This window comes from Promicromonospora aerolata (assembly GCF_042682255.1).
GTDB lineage: Bacteria > Actinomycetota > Actinomycetes > Actinomycetales > Cellulomonadaceae > Promicromonospora > Promicromonospora aerolata.
This window is the reverse complement of the sequence record NZ_JBHUHF010000001.1, coordinates 4,268,523-4,288,288: the sequence shown is the minus strand read 5'-3', so window position 1 is coordinate 4,288,288 and position 19,766 is coordinate 4,268,523. Positions and strand designations below refer to the sequence as shown.

At 70.9% G+C, this 19,766-nt stretch carries 15 protein-coding genes; 3 read left to right on the top strand and 12 right to left on the bottom strand.

The window, feature by feature from the left end:
* Positions 1-30 precede the first annotated feature (30 nt).
* Entirely contained in the window at positions 31-3,537 is a 3,507-nt protein-coding gene (locus tag ACFSL2_RS19070; protein WP_377199345.1) for a sigma-70 family RNA polymerase sigma factor, read from the bottom strand.
* Positions 3,538-3,754: 217 nt separating this feature from the next.
* Between ACFSL2_RS19070 and ACFSL2_RS19065 the strand changes: the two genes are divergently transcribed.
* Positions 3,755-4,552 (top strand): hypothetical protein, encoded by a 798-nt coding sequence (locus ACFSL2_RS19065; protein WP_377199344.1) that lies wholly within the window; start codon positions 3,755-3,757, stop codon positions 4,550-4,552.
* 135 nt (positions 4,553-4,687) lie between these two features.
* On the opposite strand, the gene ACFSL2_RS19060 is transcribed toward ACFSL2_RS19065, so the two are convergent.
* The 5 genes from ACFSL2_RS19060 to dnaK all read right to left on the bottom strand — a co-directional run bounded on the left by ACFSL2_RS19060 (position 4,688) and on the right by dnaK (position 9,338).
* On the bottom strand, positions 4,688-4,996 hold the full coding sequence (locus ACFSL2_RS19060) for a DUF1540 domain-containing protein (protein WP_377199343.1): 309 nt from the start codon (positions 4,994-4,996) through the stop codon (positions 4,688-4,690).
* 160 nt (positions 4,997-5,156) lie between these two features.
* Positions 5,157-5,609, bottom strand: a complete 453-nt coding sequence (locus ACFSL2_RS19055) for a heat shock protein transcriptional repressor HspR (protein ID WP_377199342.1) — start codon at positions 5,607-5,609, stop codon at positions 5,157-5,159.
* A 91-nt stretch (positions 5,610-5,700) separates the two neighbouring features.
* Positions 5,701-6,717, bottom strand: a complete 1,017-nt coding sequence (locus ACFSL2_RS19050) for a DnaJ C-terminal domain-containing protein (RefSeq protein WP_377199341.1) — start codon at positions 6,715-6,717, stop codon at positions 5,701-5,703.
* A gap of 78 nt (positions 6,718-6,795) precedes the next feature.
* Complete coding sequence (grpE, locus tag ACFSL2_RS19045; protein ID WP_377199340.1) at positions 6,796-7,476, bottom strand: nucleotide exchange factor GrpE; 681 nt, start codon at positions 7,474-7,476, stop codon at positions 6,796-6,798.
* Entirely contained in the window at positions 7,473-9,338 is a 1,866-nt protein-coding gene (dnaK, locus tag ACFSL2_RS19040) for a molecular chaperone DnaK (protein WP_377199339.1), read from the bottom strand. Before dnaK ends, grpE begins: the two co-directional genes overlap by 4 nt.
* A gap of 172 nt (positions 9,339-9,510) precedes the next feature.
* Between dnaK and ACFSL2_RS19035 the strand changes: the two genes are divergently transcribed.
* Together ACFSL2_RS19035 and ACFSL2_RS19030 are read left to right on the top strand one after the other, a co-directional pair.
* Positions 9,511-10,071, top strand: a complete 561-nt coding sequence (locus ACFSL2_RS19035; protein ID WP_377199338.1) for a GNAT family N-acetyltransferase — start codon at positions 9,511-9,513, stop codon at positions 10,069-10,071.
* Between the two features lie 177 nt (positions 10,072-10,248).
* On the top strand, positions 10,249-10,521 hold the full coding sequence (locus ACFSL2_RS19030; RefSeq protein WP_253870913.1) for a hypothetical protein: 273 nt from the start codon (positions 10,249-10,251) through the stop codon (positions 10,519-10,521).
* 1 nt (position 10,522) lies between these two features.
* Here ACFSL2_RS19030 and ACFSL2_RS19025 read toward each other — a convergent pair whose 3' ends face one another.
* The 6 genes from ACFSL2_RS19025 to ACFSL2_RS19000 all read right to left on the bottom strand — a co-directional run bounded on the left by ACFSL2_RS19025 (position 10,523) and on the right by ACFSL2_RS19000 (position 19,764).
* Complete coding sequence (locus ACFSL2_RS19025; RefSeq protein ID WP_377199337.1) at positions 10,523-11,659, bottom strand: dipeptidase; 1,137 nt, start codon at positions 11,657-11,659, stop codon at positions 10,523-10,525.
* Between the two features lie 94 nt (positions 11,660-11,753).
* Positions 11,754-14,813, bottom strand: coding sequence for a S8 family serine peptidase (locus ACFSL2_RS19020; protein ID WP_377199336.1), 3,060 nt, complete (start codon positions 14,811-14,813; stop codon positions 11,754-11,756).
* Between the two features lie 131 nt (positions 14,814-14,944).
* Positions 14,945-15,304 (bottom strand): RNA-binding S4 domain-containing protein, encoded by a 360-nt coding sequence (locus ACFSL2_RS19015; protein ID WP_377199335.1) that lies wholly within the window; start codon positions 15,302-15,304, stop codon positions 14,945-14,947.
* Between the two features lie 96 nt (positions 15,305-15,400).
* Positions 15,401-17,830, bottom strand: a complete 2,430-nt coding sequence (locus ACFSL2_RS19010) for a beta-xylosidase/alpha-l-arabinosidase (protein ID WP_377199334.1) — start codon at positions 17,828-17,830, stop codon at positions 15,401-15,403.
* 87 nt (positions 17,831-17,917) lie between these two features.
* The gene (locus tag ACFSL2_RS19005; protein ID WP_377200854.1) at positions 17,918-18,778 is read right to left on the bottom strand and encodes a carbohydrate ABC transporter permease; all 861 of its coding nucleotides are present in this window, start codon (positions 18,776-18,778) and stop codon (positions 17,918-17,920) included.
* Positions 18,779-18,801: 23 nt separating this feature from the next.
* On the bottom strand, positions 18,802-19,764 hold the full coding sequence (locus ACFSL2_RS19000; protein WP_377199333.1) for a carbohydrate ABC transporter permease: 963 nt from the start codon (positions 19,762-19,764) through the stop codon (positions 18,802-18,804).
* Positions 19,765-19,766: the final 2 nt, after the last annotated feature.

Sequence of the window (19,766 nt, the reverse complement as noted above, 5' to 3'; positions counted from 1 at the left end):
CCGTTCCGGGTCCCGCCAGGACCGGAGGCGTCACGCCTCGTCGGCGGTCCAGTCGCCGCACTCCCCGAACCACAGCCACTGCGGCAGCCGCGCCTCGGCCGCGGCGGCCGCGGCCGGGGACGTGACCGACTCCGGCTCGCACATGTTGCCGAGGCAGGCCTGGCGGTCGACGAAGAACGACTGCTCCACCGTGTGACCGCGGCCTTCCAGCTCACGGACGAGCCGCACGGTGACGGAGCCCTCCTGGCTGATGGCGGTCTCCCTGGTGAGCTCCAGCGTCGTGGCCTGGCCGGCGACGACGGGCTTCGCGGGCCCGACCTCGCCGCTGCTCTCGCGGATCAGCACGCCCTGCCACTCGTGCCGGGTCCCGTTCTCCACCGTCGCCGTGAGCCGCACCCGCTGGTCGACGCACTGCGCGGCGGTCGTGACCGACACGGACTCGCTGGGCCAGGTGACCTCGGCGCACGACTCGAACGTGACGGGCATCGTGTCCAGGTCCTTGCCCGCCGCCGTCAGCGTGGCGGTCTCGGTACCCCAGACGACCGGGAACTCGATCGTCTCCACCGCGCCGGCGGGCACGGTTTTGAGCACGTCCCCCACGTGGAACCGCACCGGAAGCGTGGACCCGGTGTTGTCGGCCGTGAAGGCGAACGTGCGCACCGAGCGGTCCTGCTCGGTGTCGAACTCGCAGACCCCTGCGGTCACGGGTGCGTCGCCACTTGCCGGGGCGATGACCGCGCCGCCGTGGGGCGCGGTCGGGTTCTTGGCCGGCACGACGGGGCCGGCGGGCAGATCGCCGTCAGAGTCCTCGCCGGCCCGCGAGAGGCGGAACGTGACGTCGCCCTCGGCCAGGTGCGTCCGGCCCGTGTTCACCGTGAGGTTCACCGTGCCGCCCGGGGGGACCGGACGGCCCGGTGACTCCATGGTGGTGTCGCCCACCGGGACCACCATGACGACGGTCATCGACTCGTCCGACGTGTTGGTCACGGTGCCCCGCACGCCGACGGCACCCGCCGCGTTGTAGGTCTCCGCGCTCGTGGTGGTGCCCCACGACGGCGAGTAGCAGTCCGCTCGCTTGTGCTCCCCTGCCGGCACCGGTGTGGTGTAGGTCTGGCCGTCCACCACGGTAGCCAGCACGAAGACCGCCTGGCCCGCCGGTACCCGCAGGCCGTCGGGCACCGTGAGGCTGGTGGATTCGCCGGGAGCGACGTCCCTGCCCGAGGAAGCACTGCCGCCAGCCGCCTTGAGCTCGACCCGCAGCGTCCGCGCCGTCGTGTTGGTGTAGGTGCCGGTCACGGCGGCCTTGGCGGTGCCGGCTCCCCCCTCGGCGATGCAGGAGGCGGCGACGTCGCCCACGCCGTCACCGGCGTGCACCCAGGCAGACGTCACGGCCAGTGCCGCGGAGGCGGAGCGGGCTTTGCCCTCGGGGACGACGGGCCGGACGTTCGCGGCGCCGAGCACCGCCGGCACTGCGGCCGGCGCGGCCGTAGCCGTCGTGATGTTGAGCGTGACGCCCAGGGTCGCGCCCGGTTCCAGCGCCATCGCCGCCGCGGCGGATCCCGCGGGCGGTGCACAGAGCCAGGCTCTGGGGGCGGCGCCGGCCGTGCAGGAAAGCTCGGGCTGCGCGGCGGCGGGCCGGACGCCGCTGGGCAGAGCCACCTCGACCGCCCAGCCCGCGGGCACCGCGCGGTCACCCGTGCTCGTGACCCGGACCGGCAGCGCGGCGGTACCGGGGCTCGACAGGGAGACGTCATCGGTCGACGCGGTCAGCTCCGCACCGAACGGCGCCACCGTGCGGTGCGCGAGGGGGACGGTGGCCGGCTCCACGCCGTCGGCCCAGATCTCGGCCCGGACGGGGTAGTCGCCGCCGGCGTTGGCCTGCACGGGCACCACGACGTGGTGGTGCTGCCCCGGGGCGAGCTCACCGAGCGAGCAGACCAGAGCGTTCGCCTCCTCCGTCGGCATACAGGCGGCCGGGCCCTCCTCGGGAATCTGCCCCACGGTGGCGGGCGCACTGGGCGACGAGCTCGGCATGGCCGCCATCTCGTCGTCGGACGCGTCGCCGGCGCCGGCCTCGGTGCTGCCGTCGCTGTCGGACCCGCTCGCACTCTCCGCGCCCGCGTCGTCATCGGGTTCGGCGGCGGCATCAGCCGGTGCGCTCTCGTGGGTGCCGTCGGCCGCCGGGTCCTCGGTCGGCTCCACCGAGCTCGTCAGCCGACCGCCGGCGCTCGTGCCGAACGGTCCGCCCGGTCGCGTCACGGTGAGCCCGTCGGGGAGCATGATCCGCAGCTGCGTCCCGGTGACAGCCGTCTCGCTGGAGTTCTCGACCGCGAGGCTCAGGTGCTGGGGCTCCCGCGCGGTCAGCGGCTTCGAGTCGTCCGTGTAGTCGACGACGAAGTAGGTGCTCGTGCTCGTGCCCTCGCCCGGCTCCGTGTCGGTCGGCAGGACCGGGGTGCCGGCGACGTCCTCGGTGGGCGGTAGCTGGCGACCGTCGTCCGTCGTGGTGATCACCTGGTCCGCGAGCACCGGCTCGGCGTCGACCGGTGCGGCGATCTGCAGTGCCGCCACCATGCTGACGGCGGCCACGGCCAGCGCACCGGCCGCCACGCTGCCGCCCGTGGCGGCAGCGGCCGCGGAGGCGACCGCACCGGCCGTGGCGGACACCGCGCCCGCCGTGGCCGAGACCGCCGAAGACACCGCGCCCGAGAGCGTTCCGGTCGAGGCAGCGCCGACCGTCGCCGTTGTCGCCGTTGTCGCCGTGGCCGTGGGCGCACCGGTGACGGCCGCGCTCGCTCCGGCCTTGGCCGCGACGACCAGGCCGCCGATCGGCGCACCCATTCCGACGAGGGCGAGGCCGCCCGCGCCGAGCACCAGCGGGGCGATGACGGTCTTCATGCCGTGCGCGACGTCGTGCAGCTCGAGCACGAGCGCGCTGCAGGTGCCGCACGTCTCGAGGTGGTCGTCGATCTTCGCGGTCTCCCGCTTGGACAGGCTGTCGCGCACATAGCCGCCGAGCAGCGGGTTCACGGTGCGGCAGGTGTCCGACGGCGCGTGCGTCAGGTGCTGCTGGAGATACCCGGCCCGCAGGGCTTCCTTGGCACGGTAGAGCAGGGCCGAGACGCCGTTGGGGCTGAGCCCCAGCACGGGTGCGACCTGCGCGGGCTTCAGGTCGTCGACCAGCACGTACCAGAGCACCTCGCGCCAACGCTCGGGCAGGTCGAAATAGGCCTTGGAGACCACGCTGCGCTCGAAACCGGCGAGCGCGGGGTCCTCCTCCGACGCGACGCGGCCGAGCACCGACTCGATCTCGTCGTCCGTGCTGGGGCGGGTGCGGGCGGCACCGCGGGTCACGTCGAACGACCGGTGCCGGACGACGGTGTACAGGTAGGGACGGAACCCGGCGTCCGGTCCGGCGCCCCTGCGGAGCATCTCGAACAGCTTGCTGAAGGCGTCGGCGACCACGTCGTCGGCGTCCGCCGGCGAGACGTACTGTCGCGCAAGGGCCCGCGCAGCGCCCGCGTGGCGCTCATAGAGCACACCAAAAGCGTCGCGGTCACCCGACCTGACCTGCAGGATCAGTTCCGCGTCGCTCGGGGTTCCCCCCGTGCTGCTCTCGGCTTGCTTCACGTCTACCCAGACTCTCGGCCGTGTCCTGCCAAAGACTATAGAGGCACGCGAGCGGTTTAGGGGTGGAAAAAACATTTCCCGCATGAGATTGGGGTGAAGTGCGGTACACCACTGCCGAAGGTGCGTCATGATGTATCCCCGTGAGGGTCCCTTCATCATGAGCGAGTCACAGCAGGAGGCGCGGGTGCGTGTGCATGACCTGCGCGAGCGGTGGCGCGCTACCAGTCTGGCGTCGGTCTGGATCCGGCCCAACGACTGGGAGCATCCCGCCGCCGAGGCGTTGGCCGAGGCCCTGGCCGAGGGTCGTGGCGTGATCGCGCCCGCGGAACGTCTGGGAGCCGCGCGGGCCGCCGTGGGCGCCGGTATCACGGAGGCGCTGGACGACGTCGCCTGCCTCTATGCCGCCTTCGGCCGCCCTACCGACGTGGGCGCACTGCGCGCGGCGGCGATCGGCTGGGTCGGCGAGCGCGAGCGCGTGCCGTACCAGGTGGCGACGCACGACCCGTCGACGGGCCTCCCGACGGGCGAGTACCTGGGCGAGCGGCTGCGCGAGACCTACGGCACCGCGCAGCGAGCCGGGACCACCGCCGGGACCTCCCACTGCCTGCTCGTCCTCGACGTCGGCCTCGACAGTCTCGATACGTGGCAACGGCTGGCCCGGTCGGCCGCGATCGGCCGCACGCTGCACCAGGTCTTCGGCGAGGGACACCCGATGGCCGCCGTCGACGACGGCACCTTCGTGGTGCTGTGCGAGCGCGGTCCGGCGACCGCCGAGCTGGGCCAGTCGCTGCGCCGCGTCGTGGAGCGCAACGCCGAGGTGCTCGGTCTCACCACCGAGGTGCGCCGGCCGACCCGTGTCTGGGTCGAGCGCCTGCCCGGCACGCACGACGACGCCTTGCTGCTGCTCGACCACCTGGCTCGCTGAGGTCTCCGGACCGGCTGAGCCACATCCCCGCGCCATACAGCAGAGCGCCTGCTCGTCGTCGAGCAGGCGCTCTGTCTCGTCCGGGGCCGGCGGGTCGGTCAGCGTTCCTGGACAGTTCAGCGTTCCCGGACGGGTTCAGCGTTCCTGGAAGGTGAGGCAGTCGGCGTGCCCCGGGTCCTCCGGACCCGCTCCGACCCGGATCGACGGAGCGTTGCACTCCAGGCTCTGGTTGTGCGTGCACTCGGCGCGCTGACAGGCGCCGACGTGGGCGATGACCTTCTCGAGACCGCCCTTGGTGCTCAGCGGGATGAACGTGGCACAGGACGCGTCACCCTGGTGGCCGGCGATGGTGACGGCACCCGCATGGCAACCGTGGTCATGGTTGTAACCACAGCCGTCGATCGAGCACTCGGCGACCTCGGGCATTTCCATCAGTGTGGTCATGGTCTGCTCCTCGCATGGTGCGCTGGACATCTCCGAGAGGTAGATCCTATTCCGGAAATGGCAGGCCCGTAGAGCAAGGAATGCCTTACCTATTTTTCATCACGCATTCTCGATTAACGAAAGAATTGCGTTTCCGAAATTCCGCCCGCCGGTTCGCGTGTCAGCTGTCGCGGCGATGGCTCGGGCGCCAGAGCACCACGGCACCACCGCCCACGGCTCGCCGCTCGAGGTCCACCCGCATCGCCGTGCTGCGGACCCGCTGACCACGCTGCACCACGACGACGTCGCCGGCGTCCGGACCGGCGGCGAACACACGCCCTTCTTCCTGGACCCGCATCAGCAGATCACCGAGGCGCTCCTCCAGCACCGAGACGTGGGCCTCCAGGTCGAGGATGCGCTTGATCCCGGCGAGGTTGATGCCCTCGACCTGCGCGAGCCGCTGCACCTGCAGGAGGCGCGCGACGTCCCGGCGCGAGTACCTCCGGCCCCGGCCCCGGGTGCGCCGAGGTACCACCAGGCCAAGGCGGTCGTACTGGCGCAGCGTCTGCGGGTGCATGCCCGCGAGCTCCGCGGCCTTGGAGACGGTGAGCACGGGTGCGTCGTCGTCGACCATGTGCGCCTCCCTGTCTCGTTCGCTTCGCTGTGCGTGCGGGCAGGCTAACCGACTGCGGCGCGGTGGGACATATGCCCCACCGCGCCGCCCGTCATTCCGCCGCCCGCTCGGCCAGCCCGGCGCGTACGTCCTCGCCGTCGCTCTCGGCGGCAAACGACTCGAGCGCCTGCTTGGCCTTCTTGCTGAGCTTCTGCGGCACGACCACCTGCACACTGACGAGCAGGTCGCCGGTCGCCGTCGCCGTCTGCACCCCACGCCCCTTGACGCGCAGCGCCCGGCCCGACGGCGTCCCCGCCGGCACCTTCAGCCGCACGGTGGCACCGTCGAGGGTCGGCACCTTCAGCGTGGTGCCGAGGGCCGCCTCGGCAAACGTAATAGGCACGGTCATGCGCAGGTCGAGCCCGTCCAGCGTCCAGACCGGGTGGGACGCCACGTGCACGGTGACCACCAGGTCGCCCGCCGGGCCCCCGCCGACGCCCGGCTTGCCCTTGCCGCGTAGCCGGATCTTCTTGCCGTCGTTGATCCCTGCCGGGATCCGGGCCGTGATGGTGCGGCCGTTGACGTCCAGGTCGGCGGTCGTACCCTCGACGGCCGCACGGAACGGCAGCGTCACCTGCGCGACGACATCGGCGCCCGGGGTCGGCGCCGTGAAGCCCGAGGGACCGGCCGAGCCGTAGGGAGACCTGCCCCCGCCGGCGAACATCGAGCCGAGGATGTCCTCGAAGCCAGGGGGCGCCCCACCGCCCTGCGTATAGCGCACGCGCGGCCCGCCGCGGCCGGCCGGGCCCTGGCCACCACCGAACATGGCGCCCATGATGTCCTCGAAACCGCCCGCACCGGCGCCGCCGGGACCCGCGGAGAAGCGTGCGCCCCCCGCCATGGCACGCACGGCGTCGTACTGGCGGCGCTGTTCCGGGTCGGACAGCACCGCGTAGGCCTCGCCGATCTCCTTGAACCGGGTCTCTGCGGACACGTTGCCCTGGTTCTGGTCCGGGTGGTACTGGCGCGCCAGCTTGCGATAGGCCTTCTTGACGGCCGCGTCGTCGGCGTCCTTGGGCACGCCCAGCACGGCGTAGAAGTCCTTCTCCATCCAGTCCTGACCGGTCATGGCACCTCCTTCCGCACTGTGTTCCCGATGGCCGGGCCCGCCCCGTGGGGAGCGGACCCGGCCTCCGGGATCCGAGGACTACTCCGGCCCGACGACACCAACACGTGCCGCCCGGACCACCTTGTCGCCGATCTTGTACCCGGGCTCGACCACGAGGTTCACCGTGGCTGCCGTCGCGTCGGCGGAGGTCGAGTGCATGAGTGCCTCGTGCAGGGTGGGATCGAACTCCTCCCCCACCTTGCCGAACCGCTCGACGCCGAACTTCTGCAGGCTCTGGTCGAGCTTCTCCGCGATGGCCGCCATGGCTCCGCTCAGCTCACCGTGCTGCTTCGCGCGCTCGACGTCGTCGAGCACGGGCAGCAGCGCGGCCAGCACGTCCTGCACGCCGCGGTTCCGCGCCGCCTCCTGGTCGCGCAGAGCCCGGTTGCGGTAGTTGGTGAAGCTCGCCCGCTCCCGCTGCAGCGCGTCCAGGTGCTCCGCGGCCTCGGCCTGGGCCTTGAGCACGGCAGCCGCCTCGGCCGCCTCACCGGACGGTTCGAAGTCGAGGCCCTCCAGCGGGTCGCCGGAGGCGGACTGCTCTGCCTCGGCCGGCTCCGCGGGTTCGGCGGCAGAAGCCGCCTCGTCCGCCGCCGGAGCCTCGGGCTCCGCCGGCCGGCTCTGCTCGCCGGAGTTGTTCACCTTGCGCTTGTCCGTGAACTGGAAGGGGTGCTCCCCGGAGCCCTCGGGCTCAGGGGGTCCCTGCGGGTTCTCTTCGGTCACTTGCGCTCGTCCTCATCGTCGACGATCTCGGCGTCCACGACGTCCTCCTCAGGAGCGGACTGTGCGTTCGCCGTCTGCGGGCCACCCTCGGCACCCTGTGCCGCGGGCTGCTCGGCAGAGTACAGCGCCTCACCGATCTTCTGCGAGGACGCCCCGAGCTTCTCGTACGAGGTCTTCACGGCCTCGCCGTCCTCGCCCTCGAGCGCGGACTTGACCGCGGCGATGTCCGCCTCGACCTCGGTCACGACCTCCGCCGGGAGCTTGTCGCGGTTGTCCGCGATCTGCTTCTCCATGGAGTACGCGAACGTCTCGGCCTGGTTGCGGGTGTCCGCCTCCTCGCGACGCTTCTTGTCCTCCTCGGCGTGCGTCTCGGCGTCCTTGACCATGCGGTCGATGTCCTCCTTGGGGAGGGCCGAACCGCCGGTGATCTTCATCGACTGCTCCATGCCCGTGCCACGGTCCTTGGCGGACACGTGCACGATGCCGTTCGCATCGATGTCGAACGTGACCTCGATCTGCGGCACACCACGCGGGGCCGGTGCGATGCCGGTGAGCTCGAACACGCCCAGCGGCTTGTTGTCGCGCGTGAACTCGCGCTCACCCTGGAACACCTGGATCGCCACGGACGGCTGGTTGTCGTCGGCCGTGGAGAAGACCTCGCTGCGCTTGGTCGGGATGGCCGTGTTGCGCTCGATGAGCTTGGTCATCACGCCACCCTTGGTCTCGATACCGAGGGACAGCGGGGTCACGTCGATCAGCAGGACGTCCTTGCGGTCGCCCGAGATGACGCCGGCCTGCAGGGCGGCGCCGACGGCGACGACCTCGTCCGGGTTCACGCCCTTGTTCGGCTCACGGCCGCCCGTGAGCTCCTTGATGACCTCGGTCACGGCCGGCATCCGGGTGGAGCCACCCACGAGCACGACGTGGTCGATGTCGGAGACCGAGATGCCCGCATCGCGGATGACCGCGTGGAACGGGGACTTGGTGCGGTCGATGAGGTCCTGCGTCATCTGCTGGAACTGGGCCCGCGTGAGCTTCTCGTCCAGGTGGATGGGACCGTTCTCGCTCATCGACAGGTACTGCATCGAGATGTTGGTGCTCGTCGCTGACGAGAGCTCCTTCTTGGCCTGCTCAGCGGCCTCACGGAGACGCTGCAGCGCGATCTTGTCCTTCGACAGGTCGACACCGGAGGAGTTCTTCACCTGCTTGATCAGGTGCTCCACGACGCGGGAGTCCCAGTCGTCGCCGCCCAGCCGGTTGTCACCGGAGGTGGCGCGCACCTGGATGGTCGAGAAGTCGTCCTCGTCCTTGCCCACCTCGAGCAGGGACACGTCGAACGTGCCACCACCGAGGTCGAAGACCAGGATGAGCTCGTCCTCCTTGCCCTTGTCCAGGCCGTAGGCGAGCGCCGCAGCGGTGGGCTCGTTGACGATGCGCTTGACGTCGAGGCCGGCGATCTGGCCGGCGTCCTTCGTGGCCTGCCGCTCGGCGTCGTTGAAGTACGCGGGAACCGTGATCACGGCCTCCGTGACGGGCTCGCCGAGGTACTCCTCGGCGTCGCGCTTGAGCTTGCCCAGGATGCGGGCGGAGATCTCCTGCGGCGTGTACTTCTTGTCGTCGATGTCCTGGGACCAGTCGGTACCCATGTGGCGCTTGACCGACGAGATGGTGCGGTCCACGTTGGTGACCGCCTGACGCTTGGCGACCTCGCCCACCAGGACCTCACCGGTCTTGGAGAACGCGACCACGGACGGGGTGGTCCGCGAGCCCTCCGCGTTGGCGATGACGGTGGGCTCTCCGCCTTCGAGGACCGACACCACCGAGTTCGTGGTGCCGAGGTCGATTCCTACTGCGCGTGCCATGTTGCTGCCTTCCTACGACAGATTGAGTCTTCTGCACTCAACTTAGGCCGGAGCTCCCCCCGGAAGCAAGCCAGAGGCTCCAAAGTTGAGTCCGCTTCACTCAACCTTCACGGCGGCCAGCAGGTTCCCGTCCGCGACGGGACCGCACGGCGCCGCGATTATGGTGTTCAGCATGCCCTTCGAGAGCGTCCTGACCGACGACGTCACAGATGTCACAGACGTCACACTGCGTGAGCTGACCAAGGACGATGCCGTCGCCATCGCCCACGCCTATGCCCGCAACCGGGAGCACCTGGCGCCCTGGGACCCCGCCCGGCCCGAGGAGTTCTACACCGAGGAGTGGCACAAGGAGCGCCTCTGGGCCCAGGTCCTGGAGAACTCCACGGGCCGCGCGCTGCACACGGTGCTCGAGGCGGACGGCGAGATCGTGGGCCGGCTGAACCTCACCGACATCGTGCGCGGCGCGTTCCAGAACGGGCATGTCGGCTACTGGCTCGACGCCCGGTTCACGGGACGCGGCCTGATGACGCGCGCCATCGAGGCGCTGGCCGCCCATGCCCGGGACGAGCTGGGCCTGCATCGCCTGCAGGCCGCGACGCTCCCCCACAACGAGGCATCCCAGGCCGTGCTGACCCGGCTCCGGTTCGAGCGGATCGGCTTCGCGCCCCGGTACCTGAAGATCGACGGCCGGTGGCAGGACCACGTGCTGTTCCAGCGGATCCTGCACGACTGATCCGCTGGCCGGCCGACCCTCGTTTCGCCCCTGTCAACAGGCGCGACGCTCCGACCTGCGGTACACAAGGGTGCACGACCGAGGCCACAGGGGGTGGGGCATCGGACGAGTGCCTCGCGGGCCTGCCCGCGGGGGCCTGATGCCCGGGTACCCGGGCCCCGACGGGGGGAGACCACCATGGCAAGCATCCACGGAAGCTCGTTGTCGATAGCGCTCCTGACAGCTCTGCTCGATCCCGAAGAGGACGGCCTCAGATCGCCTCACGTCCAGGACCTGCTGCAGGAGGCGCTGGAGACCCGGGAGGACGCGCGCGACGTGATCGTCGCGCTGCTCGCCTCGTCCGGCTCCATGCTGCGGCAGATCAGCTACCACAACGAGCAGGAACCGCTCGAGTCCCTGCAGAAGGTGGCCCTGGGCTTTCAGCGCAAGGTCGTTCAGCTCCCCGGCTGAGTCACCGTTCGGCCCGCGCCGCCACCGACTCGGCATCGCGGAGCACGCGCAGCATGTTCCCGCTGGCCAGCTTGCCGAGGTCTGCGTCGGACCAGCCCTTGTCCGCGAGCGCCACGAGCAGGGCGGGGTAGCCCGTCACGTCCTCGAGCCCCTCGGGCAGGGTGGGCGTGCCGTCGTAGTCGCCGCCCAGGCCCACGTGGTCGATGCCCGCGACCGCGCGGACGTGCTCCACGTGTGCGACGACGTCGGCCAGCGTGGTGCGCGGCTGCGGGTGCTCGGCCCGCCACTGTGCGATGAACGGTTCGAACGCACCCAGGTCGGTGTTCCTGATGCCTTCCGCCGCGGCGGCCTCCGCGCCGGCGGCCCGCCAGTCGGCGACGGCCGGCGACACGAACTGCGGTACGAAGGTCACCATGCAGAGGCCGCCGTTGGCCGGGAGGGCGGCCAGGACGTCGTCGGGCACGTTGCGGGGCACGTCGCAGACGGCGCGGGCGCTCGAGTGGCTGAAGATGACCGGGGCCGAGGTGACCCGGAGGGCGTGGCGCATGGTCCCGGCCGAGGTGTGGGAGAGGTCGACGAGCATGCCGAGGCGGTTCATCTCGCGGACCACGTCCTCGCCGAACGGGGAGAGCCCGCCCAGCACCTCCTCGTCGGTGCCGGAGTCGGCCCACGGGACGTTGTCGTTGTGCGTGAGCGTCATGTACCGGACACCGAGCGCGTACAGCATGCGCAGCACGGCGAGGGACTCGTCGATGGAGTGACCACCCTCCGCGCCCATGAGTGACGCGATCCGTCCGTCGCTCCACGCCTGCTCGACGTCGGCGGCGGTCAGGGCGAGCCGGAGCGTCTCCGGGTACTTCCGCACCATGCGGTGCACGCAGTCGATCTGCTCGAGGGTGGCGGTGACGGCCGCCCCGCCGGCGAGCGTGGCCGACACGTACACGGACCAGAACTGGGCGCCGACGCCGCCCTCGCGCAGGCGGGGCAGGTCGGTATGGGTGGTCGTGAGGCGCTGCGCGATGTCGACGACATCCAGGTCGTAGGACGACTGCTGACGCAGCTCCCACGGGAGGTCGTTGTGGCCGTCCCAGACGGGGTGCTTCTCGAGGAGTGTGGTGAGGCGGTCTGCGGTCGTCATGCGGGCGAGGCTACCGGCCGGTTCTCCTGACGCGGCAGGCGTGCGGGCCACCGAGGTGGTCCGCACGCCTGCCGTCGGCGGGGGTCGGCCCGGGTCAGCTCACTCGCTGCCAGGTGCAGTTGGCCGTCTCGAAGCCCTTCACGCCGGCCGGCAGCGTGATGGTCTGCGCGTCGGTCACGCTGCCCGACGCGGCGAGGTGGCTGCCGTTCGGCTTGCCGATGAACTCCTCGATGATCGCGTAGTAGCAGGAGCCCGCGTCCTCGTCGGCGGGGCCCGTCGTCACGTACGTGCCGCGCTGGAGCTGGTCACCGAGCACGTACACGCCGTTGTTGAACGTGCGCGTCCTCGGTTCCGTCATGCCCGAGTAGTACTTGGCCCAGCTGCCGCAGCTGTCGGACCAGAAGTAGTAGTCGGTGGGCTTCACCGTCGCGAGGCGCTGGCCGGAGCCGAAGTCCAGGCCCCAGAGGGTCGACCGGGAGCCTCGCTCCCAGCTGCACGTCCGCGAGCCTGCCGTGGCCATGTAGGTACCTGCGGGGACGCTGTTGCTGCCCACCAGGTACGCGCCGTCCGGTGGGATGGTGGCGCTCGGCTTGCCGATGGCCACGGTCTGGCTGCTGGTGCGCGAGGTGGTCGCGTAACCCGGCTTGCGGGCGGTCACGGTCGCCACGATCTTCTTGCCGTAGTCGCTGCCCTTGAGCCGGTAGGTCTTCCCGGTGACACCCTTGATCGTCTCGCCAGAGGCGTACCAGCGGTAGGACAGGGAGGCCGAGGGGCTCCAGCTACCCGGGCTCAGGGTCAGCGTGGACCCGACCCGCGCGGAGCCGCTGAGCTGGGGGTACGGCCTCCTCGTGAACGGCTTGCCGACCTTGTAGCCGATCGACTGGAGCGACTTCGTGGTGTATCCGGCGCGCTGGCCCTTGACCGTGACGGTGAGCACACGGCCGTGCGCGTACCTCGACGGGAGCGTGAACGACGACCCGGTCGCCCCTCGGATCACCTTGCCGTCGATCTTCCAGGTGTAGCTGGTCGTGCTCCGCGAGGGCACCCACTGGGGAGTGGAGGCCTTCACGGTCTGGCCGGGGGTGGTGTTCCCGATGATGCGCGGGTACCGGGTGGAGAACGCCCCGTAGGCCACCGTGACGGCGGCGCTCGTGCGGGTGTCGGACACGTAGCCCGCCCGCTTGCCCGTGAGGGTGACGGTGAGCTGCTTGCCGCGGTGCGCGCTCGTGGGGACGAACGTGAAGCCGGTGGCCCCGGTGATCGGTGTCCCGTTCGCCAGCCACTGGTAGGTGAACGTGGTACCGGAGGTCCAGCTGCCCGAACGCGCGTAGAGGGTCTCGCCCACGCGGGCGGTGGGCGAGATCGTCGGGGCGCTGCTCGTGAGGGCACCCTTGGCGATCGGCGTGGTCGGCTCGCTCGTCACCGCGGTGGGGATGTAGCCGTCGGCCGAGCCGACGACGGTGACGGTGATCCGGGCCCCGGCGTCCGCGGGCTGCGGCTGGTACGTGAACCTGTCCGCACCCGAGATCATCTTGCCGTCACGACGCCACTGGTAGCTGAACGTGGCGACGGGGTTCCAGACCGGGTCCGGCTCGACGGCCAGCATGCCCCCCACCTCGGGGGCGAGCTCCCGGATCACCGGGGCCGGCGTCTCGGTGAAGCGCTCGTCCTGCGCCAGCTCATAGGCCGCGAGGACGTCGAGCTTGCCCTCGCCCCACACGTTGTTGTCGTCGGTGTTGCCGCCGCAGGACGTGTCGCCCACGTCCTTCGCGGAGCCGTCAAGAATGGCGCGGGTGCGGGCGACATCGCCCACGAGCTCCGGCACCGCTTCCCACAGGAGGGCGACGGCGCCCGCGACGTGCGGCGCCGCCATGGACGTACCGGACCACTGCGCGAAGCCACCACCGGGTACGGCTGACCGGACGCCCGCGCCAGGTGCTGCGATGTCGGGCTTCACGGTGCCGCTCTGCCCCGGTCCGCGCGAGGAGAAGTCGGCGATTTCACCGTCAATGGTGAATGCCCCCACGGAGTAGGACGCCTGACGCGATCCCGGCGAGCCGGACGACTCACAGCCGAACTCGCCCTCGTTGCCGTTCGCCCAGGTGCTGAACATGCCCGCCGCCTCCCAGGCGCCGATCACGTCCTCCATGAACGGGTCGCTCGACAGGGACAGGCCCCACGAGTTGTTCACGATGTGCGGCCGCTGGGCCGGGTCCGCCCCGGTGCCGTCGGTGCGGGTGGGCGCGAGCAGCCACTCCCCCGACGCGATGAGCGCCGCGTCCGCGCACAGGTCGGCACAGCCGTTCGTCGCGATCCACTGCGCGCCGGGCGCGACGCCGATGTTCATCGCGCCGTCGTCGGTGCCGACCATGGTGCCCATCGTGTGGGTGCCGTGCCCGTCGTCGTCGCGCGGGACGGTCACACCGGCCCCCGCGGCGTCGAACCAGTTGTAGTTGCTGCCCGACGTGGCGCCGCGGTACTGCGCGGACAGTGCGGGGTGGGTGCGGTTCACACCGGAGTCCAGGCCCGCCACGACGATGCCGTCACCGGTGACGCCAAGGTCCCACATGTCGTCCGCGTTGATCGCCCTGATGCCGTAGGTCGATCTCGCGGCCGCGTCCGGCGCCGCGACGTCCGTGGTCTCCGGCTCGTCCAGCGCGTGCAGCGTCGTCGGCCGGACCTCCAGGACCTCTGCGTCCGCCGCAAGCTCCACCGCCTGGTCGAGCGAACCGTTCTCGACCAGGATCGCGTTCGTCGCCCAGTACGACGTGTACTCGGCACCGGACCTCTCCAGCTCGGCGATCGCCTGCTCCTGCGCAGCGTCCGCCGTCGCGACGAGCGTGTCGTACACGTACTCCCCGCGCTCGCTCCAGCTCGTGATCGCCTTGGCCGCCGTCAGGTCCGGCTCGTCGGCGAACCGCAGCCAGAAGTCGGTGGTACCCCGGGCACGGAAGGCCTTCGTGGCCGCGGGGGTGATCTTGTCCACCGGGTCGATGCCGGGGCGCGCCTGCGGGGCGTGGCCGCTGCGCGGGGCGCTCGTGGTCGGGCCGGTGCCGGGATCTGGGGCAGCGACGGCCGTGCTCGGTACTGCCAGGAGTGCCAGGACGGTGGCCGAGGCCAGTGCCCTGGAACGACGTCGGGTGCGAGGATGCATAGGTTCTCCAGGCTGGGGCGCCCGGCGGACCAGGGCGCACTGGACCTGCACGAGGCAGGGAATATGCCGTGAAGGTATCGCCAGCGATCAGCCAAATGTCCGAAAATGCCGAGAACTCACCCGGGTGATTTTCAGGGCTGGCGACCGCGCAACCGGTCGATCTCGCGCCGCTCCCGCTTGGTGGGGCGCCCGGCTCCGCGGTCGCGCAGTCCCACCGCCTCCCGCTCGACGCGTGTCGGCAGCGCGGGGCTGTGATCCAGGTACGCCTTGGCCGCGACGGGCGCGCCGACCCGCTTGGGCAGGAGCTCCACGACCTCGATGTCGCGGTCTCGCAGGGGGTCGCGCCACGTCACCCGATCACCGACGGCGACGGACGCCGAGGCCTTGGCGACCTTGCCGTTGATCCGGACCTTGCCGCTGCGGCACAGGTCGGCGGCGACCGACCGGCTCTTGGTCAGTCGCACCGCCCACAGCCAGACGTCGATGCGCATCGGCCCATCCTCCCACCGCACCAGCTCGTCGAGTGCTGGGTATCCGTGCCGAACTGGCCGCGAGACCCGCACATACCCAGCACTCGACGCAGTGCTTCAGTCGGCCGTCGTCACCGTGACCCACCGGGGGTCGGCCGTGGTGACCTCGTGGACGTCGCCCATGATCGCGACCGTCCGGCGGGCGGCCTGCGCTGCGACGTGAGCGGTGCCGTCCGGCGCGTCGTTCGGCTCGTTCAGGTCAGCGATGCCCTCCGCCACCACCCTGACAACGCTGTCGGCCGCGTGCGCGCCCACCCACACCTCGACGTCCCCCGGCTCGACGATCCGCACCATCCTGCGGTCGGTGAACGCGAACCGGGCGGTCGGCACGTCGAACACGATGGTCGTGGACTCCCCGGGCTCCAGCGTGACCCGGTGGTAGCCGAGGAGCTGCGCCGTGGGTCGTGCTATCGAGCCCACCACGTCGTGGCCGTACAGCTGCACGACGTCGGACCCGGCCACGGCACCGGTGTTCGACACGGTCACGGCCGCACGGAACGTGCCGCCCGCCGTCACGACCGGGTCGACGGAGACGAGCTCGCGCGTGAACGTCGTGTACGACAACCCGAACCCGAAGGCGCGCAGCGGTGTCGAGTCGGTTGCCGTCACCTCCGACGCGCCGCCGAGGATCGGGTGCAGGTACGAGTACGGCTGCGAGCCCGTGGAGCGCGGGAGCGACACGGGCAGGCGGCCGGACGGGTTCACCCGGCCGGAGATGACGCCCGCGAGCGCGGCGCCGCCCTCCTCACCCGGGAAGAACGACTGGAGCACGGCACCGGGCCGCTCGGCCCCGTCCGCGGGATCGAGCGCCCAGCCCACCGCGTACGGACGACCGGTGATCAGCACCATGACGACGGGCTTGCCGGCGGCGAGCACCGCCTCGACGAGCTCGCGCTGGACCCCCGGCAGCTCCAGCGACTCGCTGTCGTTGCCCTCGCCCACGGTGCCACGGCCGAACAGTCCGGCCTGGTCGCCCACCACGACCACCGCCACGTCGGCGGACTCGGCGGCGGCGACGGCCTCGGCGAACCCGGACGTGTCGTCGCTCTCGACGGCGCACCCCTCCGCGAACGTGAGCTCGGGTACGGGCAGGCCCGCCCGGTCGAACTCCACGGCCAGCGCATCGGCCACCGACGGGATGTCGAACCCGGCGGGCACGCCGGGGAAGTGCGCGAGCACATGGTTCGGGAACGAGTAGCAGCCCATCAGCGCCTCGGGGCGGGCGGCGTTGGGCCCGATCACCGCCACGCGGGCCGGCTTGTCGTGCCACGAGCCGAGCGGCAGCACGCCGTCGTTCGAGAGCAGCACCACCGACTCCTCGGCGAGGCGCCGGGCGATGTCGCGGTGCGCCGGCGAGTCCAGGTCGACGACGGCGGGCGGCGCGTCCTCGAACGCGTCCGGCTCGAGGAGGCCGAGCTCCTCCTTCTGCCGGAGCGCGCGGAGCACGGCCCGGTCCACGATGTCGACCGGCACGGTGCCGTCCATGACGAGCGCCGCGAGCGGCTCGAGGTACGCGTCGCCCGACGGCAGCTCGATGTCGACACCCGCCTCGAGCGCCGCCGCGGCGGCGGCACCGCGGTCGGCCGCGATCGCGTGCATGACGTTCAGGAACGCGACGCCGAAGTAGTCGGCGACCACGACGCCGTCGAACCCCCACTGCTCACGGAGCACGCCGGTGAGGTACTCGGCCGACGAGTGCATCGGCACGCCGTCGACGTCGTTGTACGACGCCATGACGCTGCGCACCCCGCCGTCGAGCACCGCCATCTCGAAGGGCGGGAGGTAGATGTCGGCGATCTCGCGCGGGCCCGCGCTCACCGGGGCGTGGTTGCGCCCCGCCTTGGAACCGGAGTAGGCGACGAAGTGCTTGAGGGTGGCGTGCACGCCGGCACCCTGCAGGCCTCGGACGTAGCCGGTGCCGACCGTGCCGACGAGGTACGGGTCCTCGCCGATGCACTCGTCGACGCGTCCCCAGCGGGGATCACGGACGACGTCGAGCACGGGCGCCAGCCCCTGGTGGACGCCGAGCTCCCGCATGGACTCGCCGATGACCCGTCCCATGTCGGCCACGAGGTCCGGATCGAACGTGGCCCCCCACGCCAGCGGTGTCGGGAAGGTCGCCGCCTGCCAGGCGGCCAGGCCCGTGAGGCACTCCTCGTGGACCAGCGCCGGGATCCCGAGGCGCGTCTCGCGCTTCAGCCTCCGCTGCTCGGTCCAGAGCCACGCCGCCCGCTCTGCCGGGTCGACCGGCCGCGTGCCGTACACGCGGGTGTAGTGGCCCAGGCCGTTCTTCGTGATCTCCGGGAGCGAGGAGGAGGCCTGGCCGGCCATCTCGCCCTGCATCGGTGCCACGACGTTGCCGCCCTGGTCCAGCCAGTACCCGACCAGCTGGGCCAGCTTCTCCTCGAGAGTCATCTGTGCGTGCAGCGCGCGCACGCGCTCCGACACCTCGGGCGTCGCCTGAAGTGCCACCGGCAGCTCCGTCATTGCATTCCTTTCTCGACCTGCTTGTCAGCCCTGCTTGAAACCTGGTCCGCCGGGAGGGTGATCCGTGCGCGGCGGCCGCGTCCGTGCTCAGCCCTTGACGGCTCCCGTGAGCCCGCCGACGATGCGCCGCTGCATGGCCAGGAAGAACACCAGGGCGGGGATCATGGCGAGCGTCGTGAAGGCGAACACGCCGGCCGTGTCCGCTGCGTGCTCCGACGAGAAGTCGGCGACGCCGAGCGGCAGCGTCTTCATGTCCGACTGCAGCAGGAGCAGCGGCAGGAGGTAGGCGTTCCACGACCCGACGAACGCCAGCACGCCGACCGTCACCATCCCCGGACCGGAGAGCGGCAGCAGGATCCGCCAGAAGAACCCGATGCGGGACGTGCCGTCGAGCTGCGCCGCCTCCTCGAGCTCCTTCGGCAGCGCGGCGAGGAACGGCCGCAGGATCACGACGGTCACCGGTAGGGCGAACGCCGCCTGCGGCAGGGCCACACCGATCCAGGTGTTGCCCAGCTGCAGGTTCTGCGTGATGAGGATGAACAGCGGGACGATCGCCACCGTGGCGGGGAACAGCAGACCCACCACGAAGACCATGAACAGTCCCTCGCGCCCCTTGAACTGGTACCGGGCCAGCGGGTAGGCGGCCATCACCCCGAACACCACGGTGATGGCAGTGGTCAGCACGGCGATGATCGTCGAGTTGAGCGCGTACTGCCAGAAGCTGGCGCCGGTCAGGACGTTCACATAGTTGTCGAGCACCCACGGGCCCGGCAGGCCCGACGGGTTCTGGGCGATCTGCGCGTTGGTGCGGAAGCCGCCCAGCACCCCGTAGAGCACGGGCCCCAGCGTGAGCGCCACGACCGCCAGGGCGATCGCGTAGACGAGCGGGGTGCCGCCCCCGAAGGAGCGGCTCTTCCGGGTCCGGTCACGGGTGGAGGGGCTGCGCATGAGGACGTGCGCGTTCGTAGCGCTCACCGGATCACCATTTTCGTCTTCGTCTTCTTCACCGTCACCACGTCGGACCTCGTGTCCCGGCTGAGGATGAGCTGCTGGTAGAGGACGGCCATGACGAGCGCGATCACGAACAGGATCACGGAGGCCGCTCCGGCGATGCCGAAGTTCTGGCTCTGCGTGCCCTGGTTGATCAGGTACGTCGCCATGGTGGTCGTGGAGTTGGCGGGGCCACCGCCGGTCAGGATCCACACCATGTCGAAGAGCTGGAGCGAGCCGATCATCGACAGGAACGCCCAGGTGCGCATGGTCGGGCCCAGCAGCGGGACGGTGATCCTGCGCTGCACCTGCCACCACGACGCGCCGTCGAGCTGGGCCGCCTCGTAGAGCTCGTCGGGCACCCCCTGCAGACCCGCGAGGAACAGGATCACGGCGAGGCCGAGGTACTTCCACGTGAGCACCACGAGCACGGTCCACAGCGCCAGGTCGGGGTCGCCGAGCCAGCCCTGCTCCGGCCCCTGCAGGCCGATCGAGCCCAGGAGGCCCTCGATCACTCCGTACTCGGGCTGCAGGAGCTGGAACCAGACCACGCCGGCGACGACCTCGGCGAGCACGTACGGCACGAAGATGATGGTGCGCAGGAGGCCCTGGCCCCACATCTTGCGGTTGAGCAGCAAGGCGATCGCCAGACCCAGCGGGAGCTGGATCGCGATGGAACCGCCGACGATGATCAGGTTGTGGACCACCGAGTCGACGAAGACGTCGTCGTTCAGGACCGTCAGGTAGTTCCGCAGGCCGACGAAGTCGACGAGCGGCCCGAACCCTTTCCAGCGAAACACCGAGAGCTGGACCGCGGTCACGATCGGCCAGATCACGAAGAGGGCGAACAGCGCCAGGGCGGGCGCCACGAAGAATGCGATCTCAAGGCGCTTGCGCCAGGCAGAGGTCACCCTGCCGCGCCCGCCCCGGGCTGCTGTCGTCACTG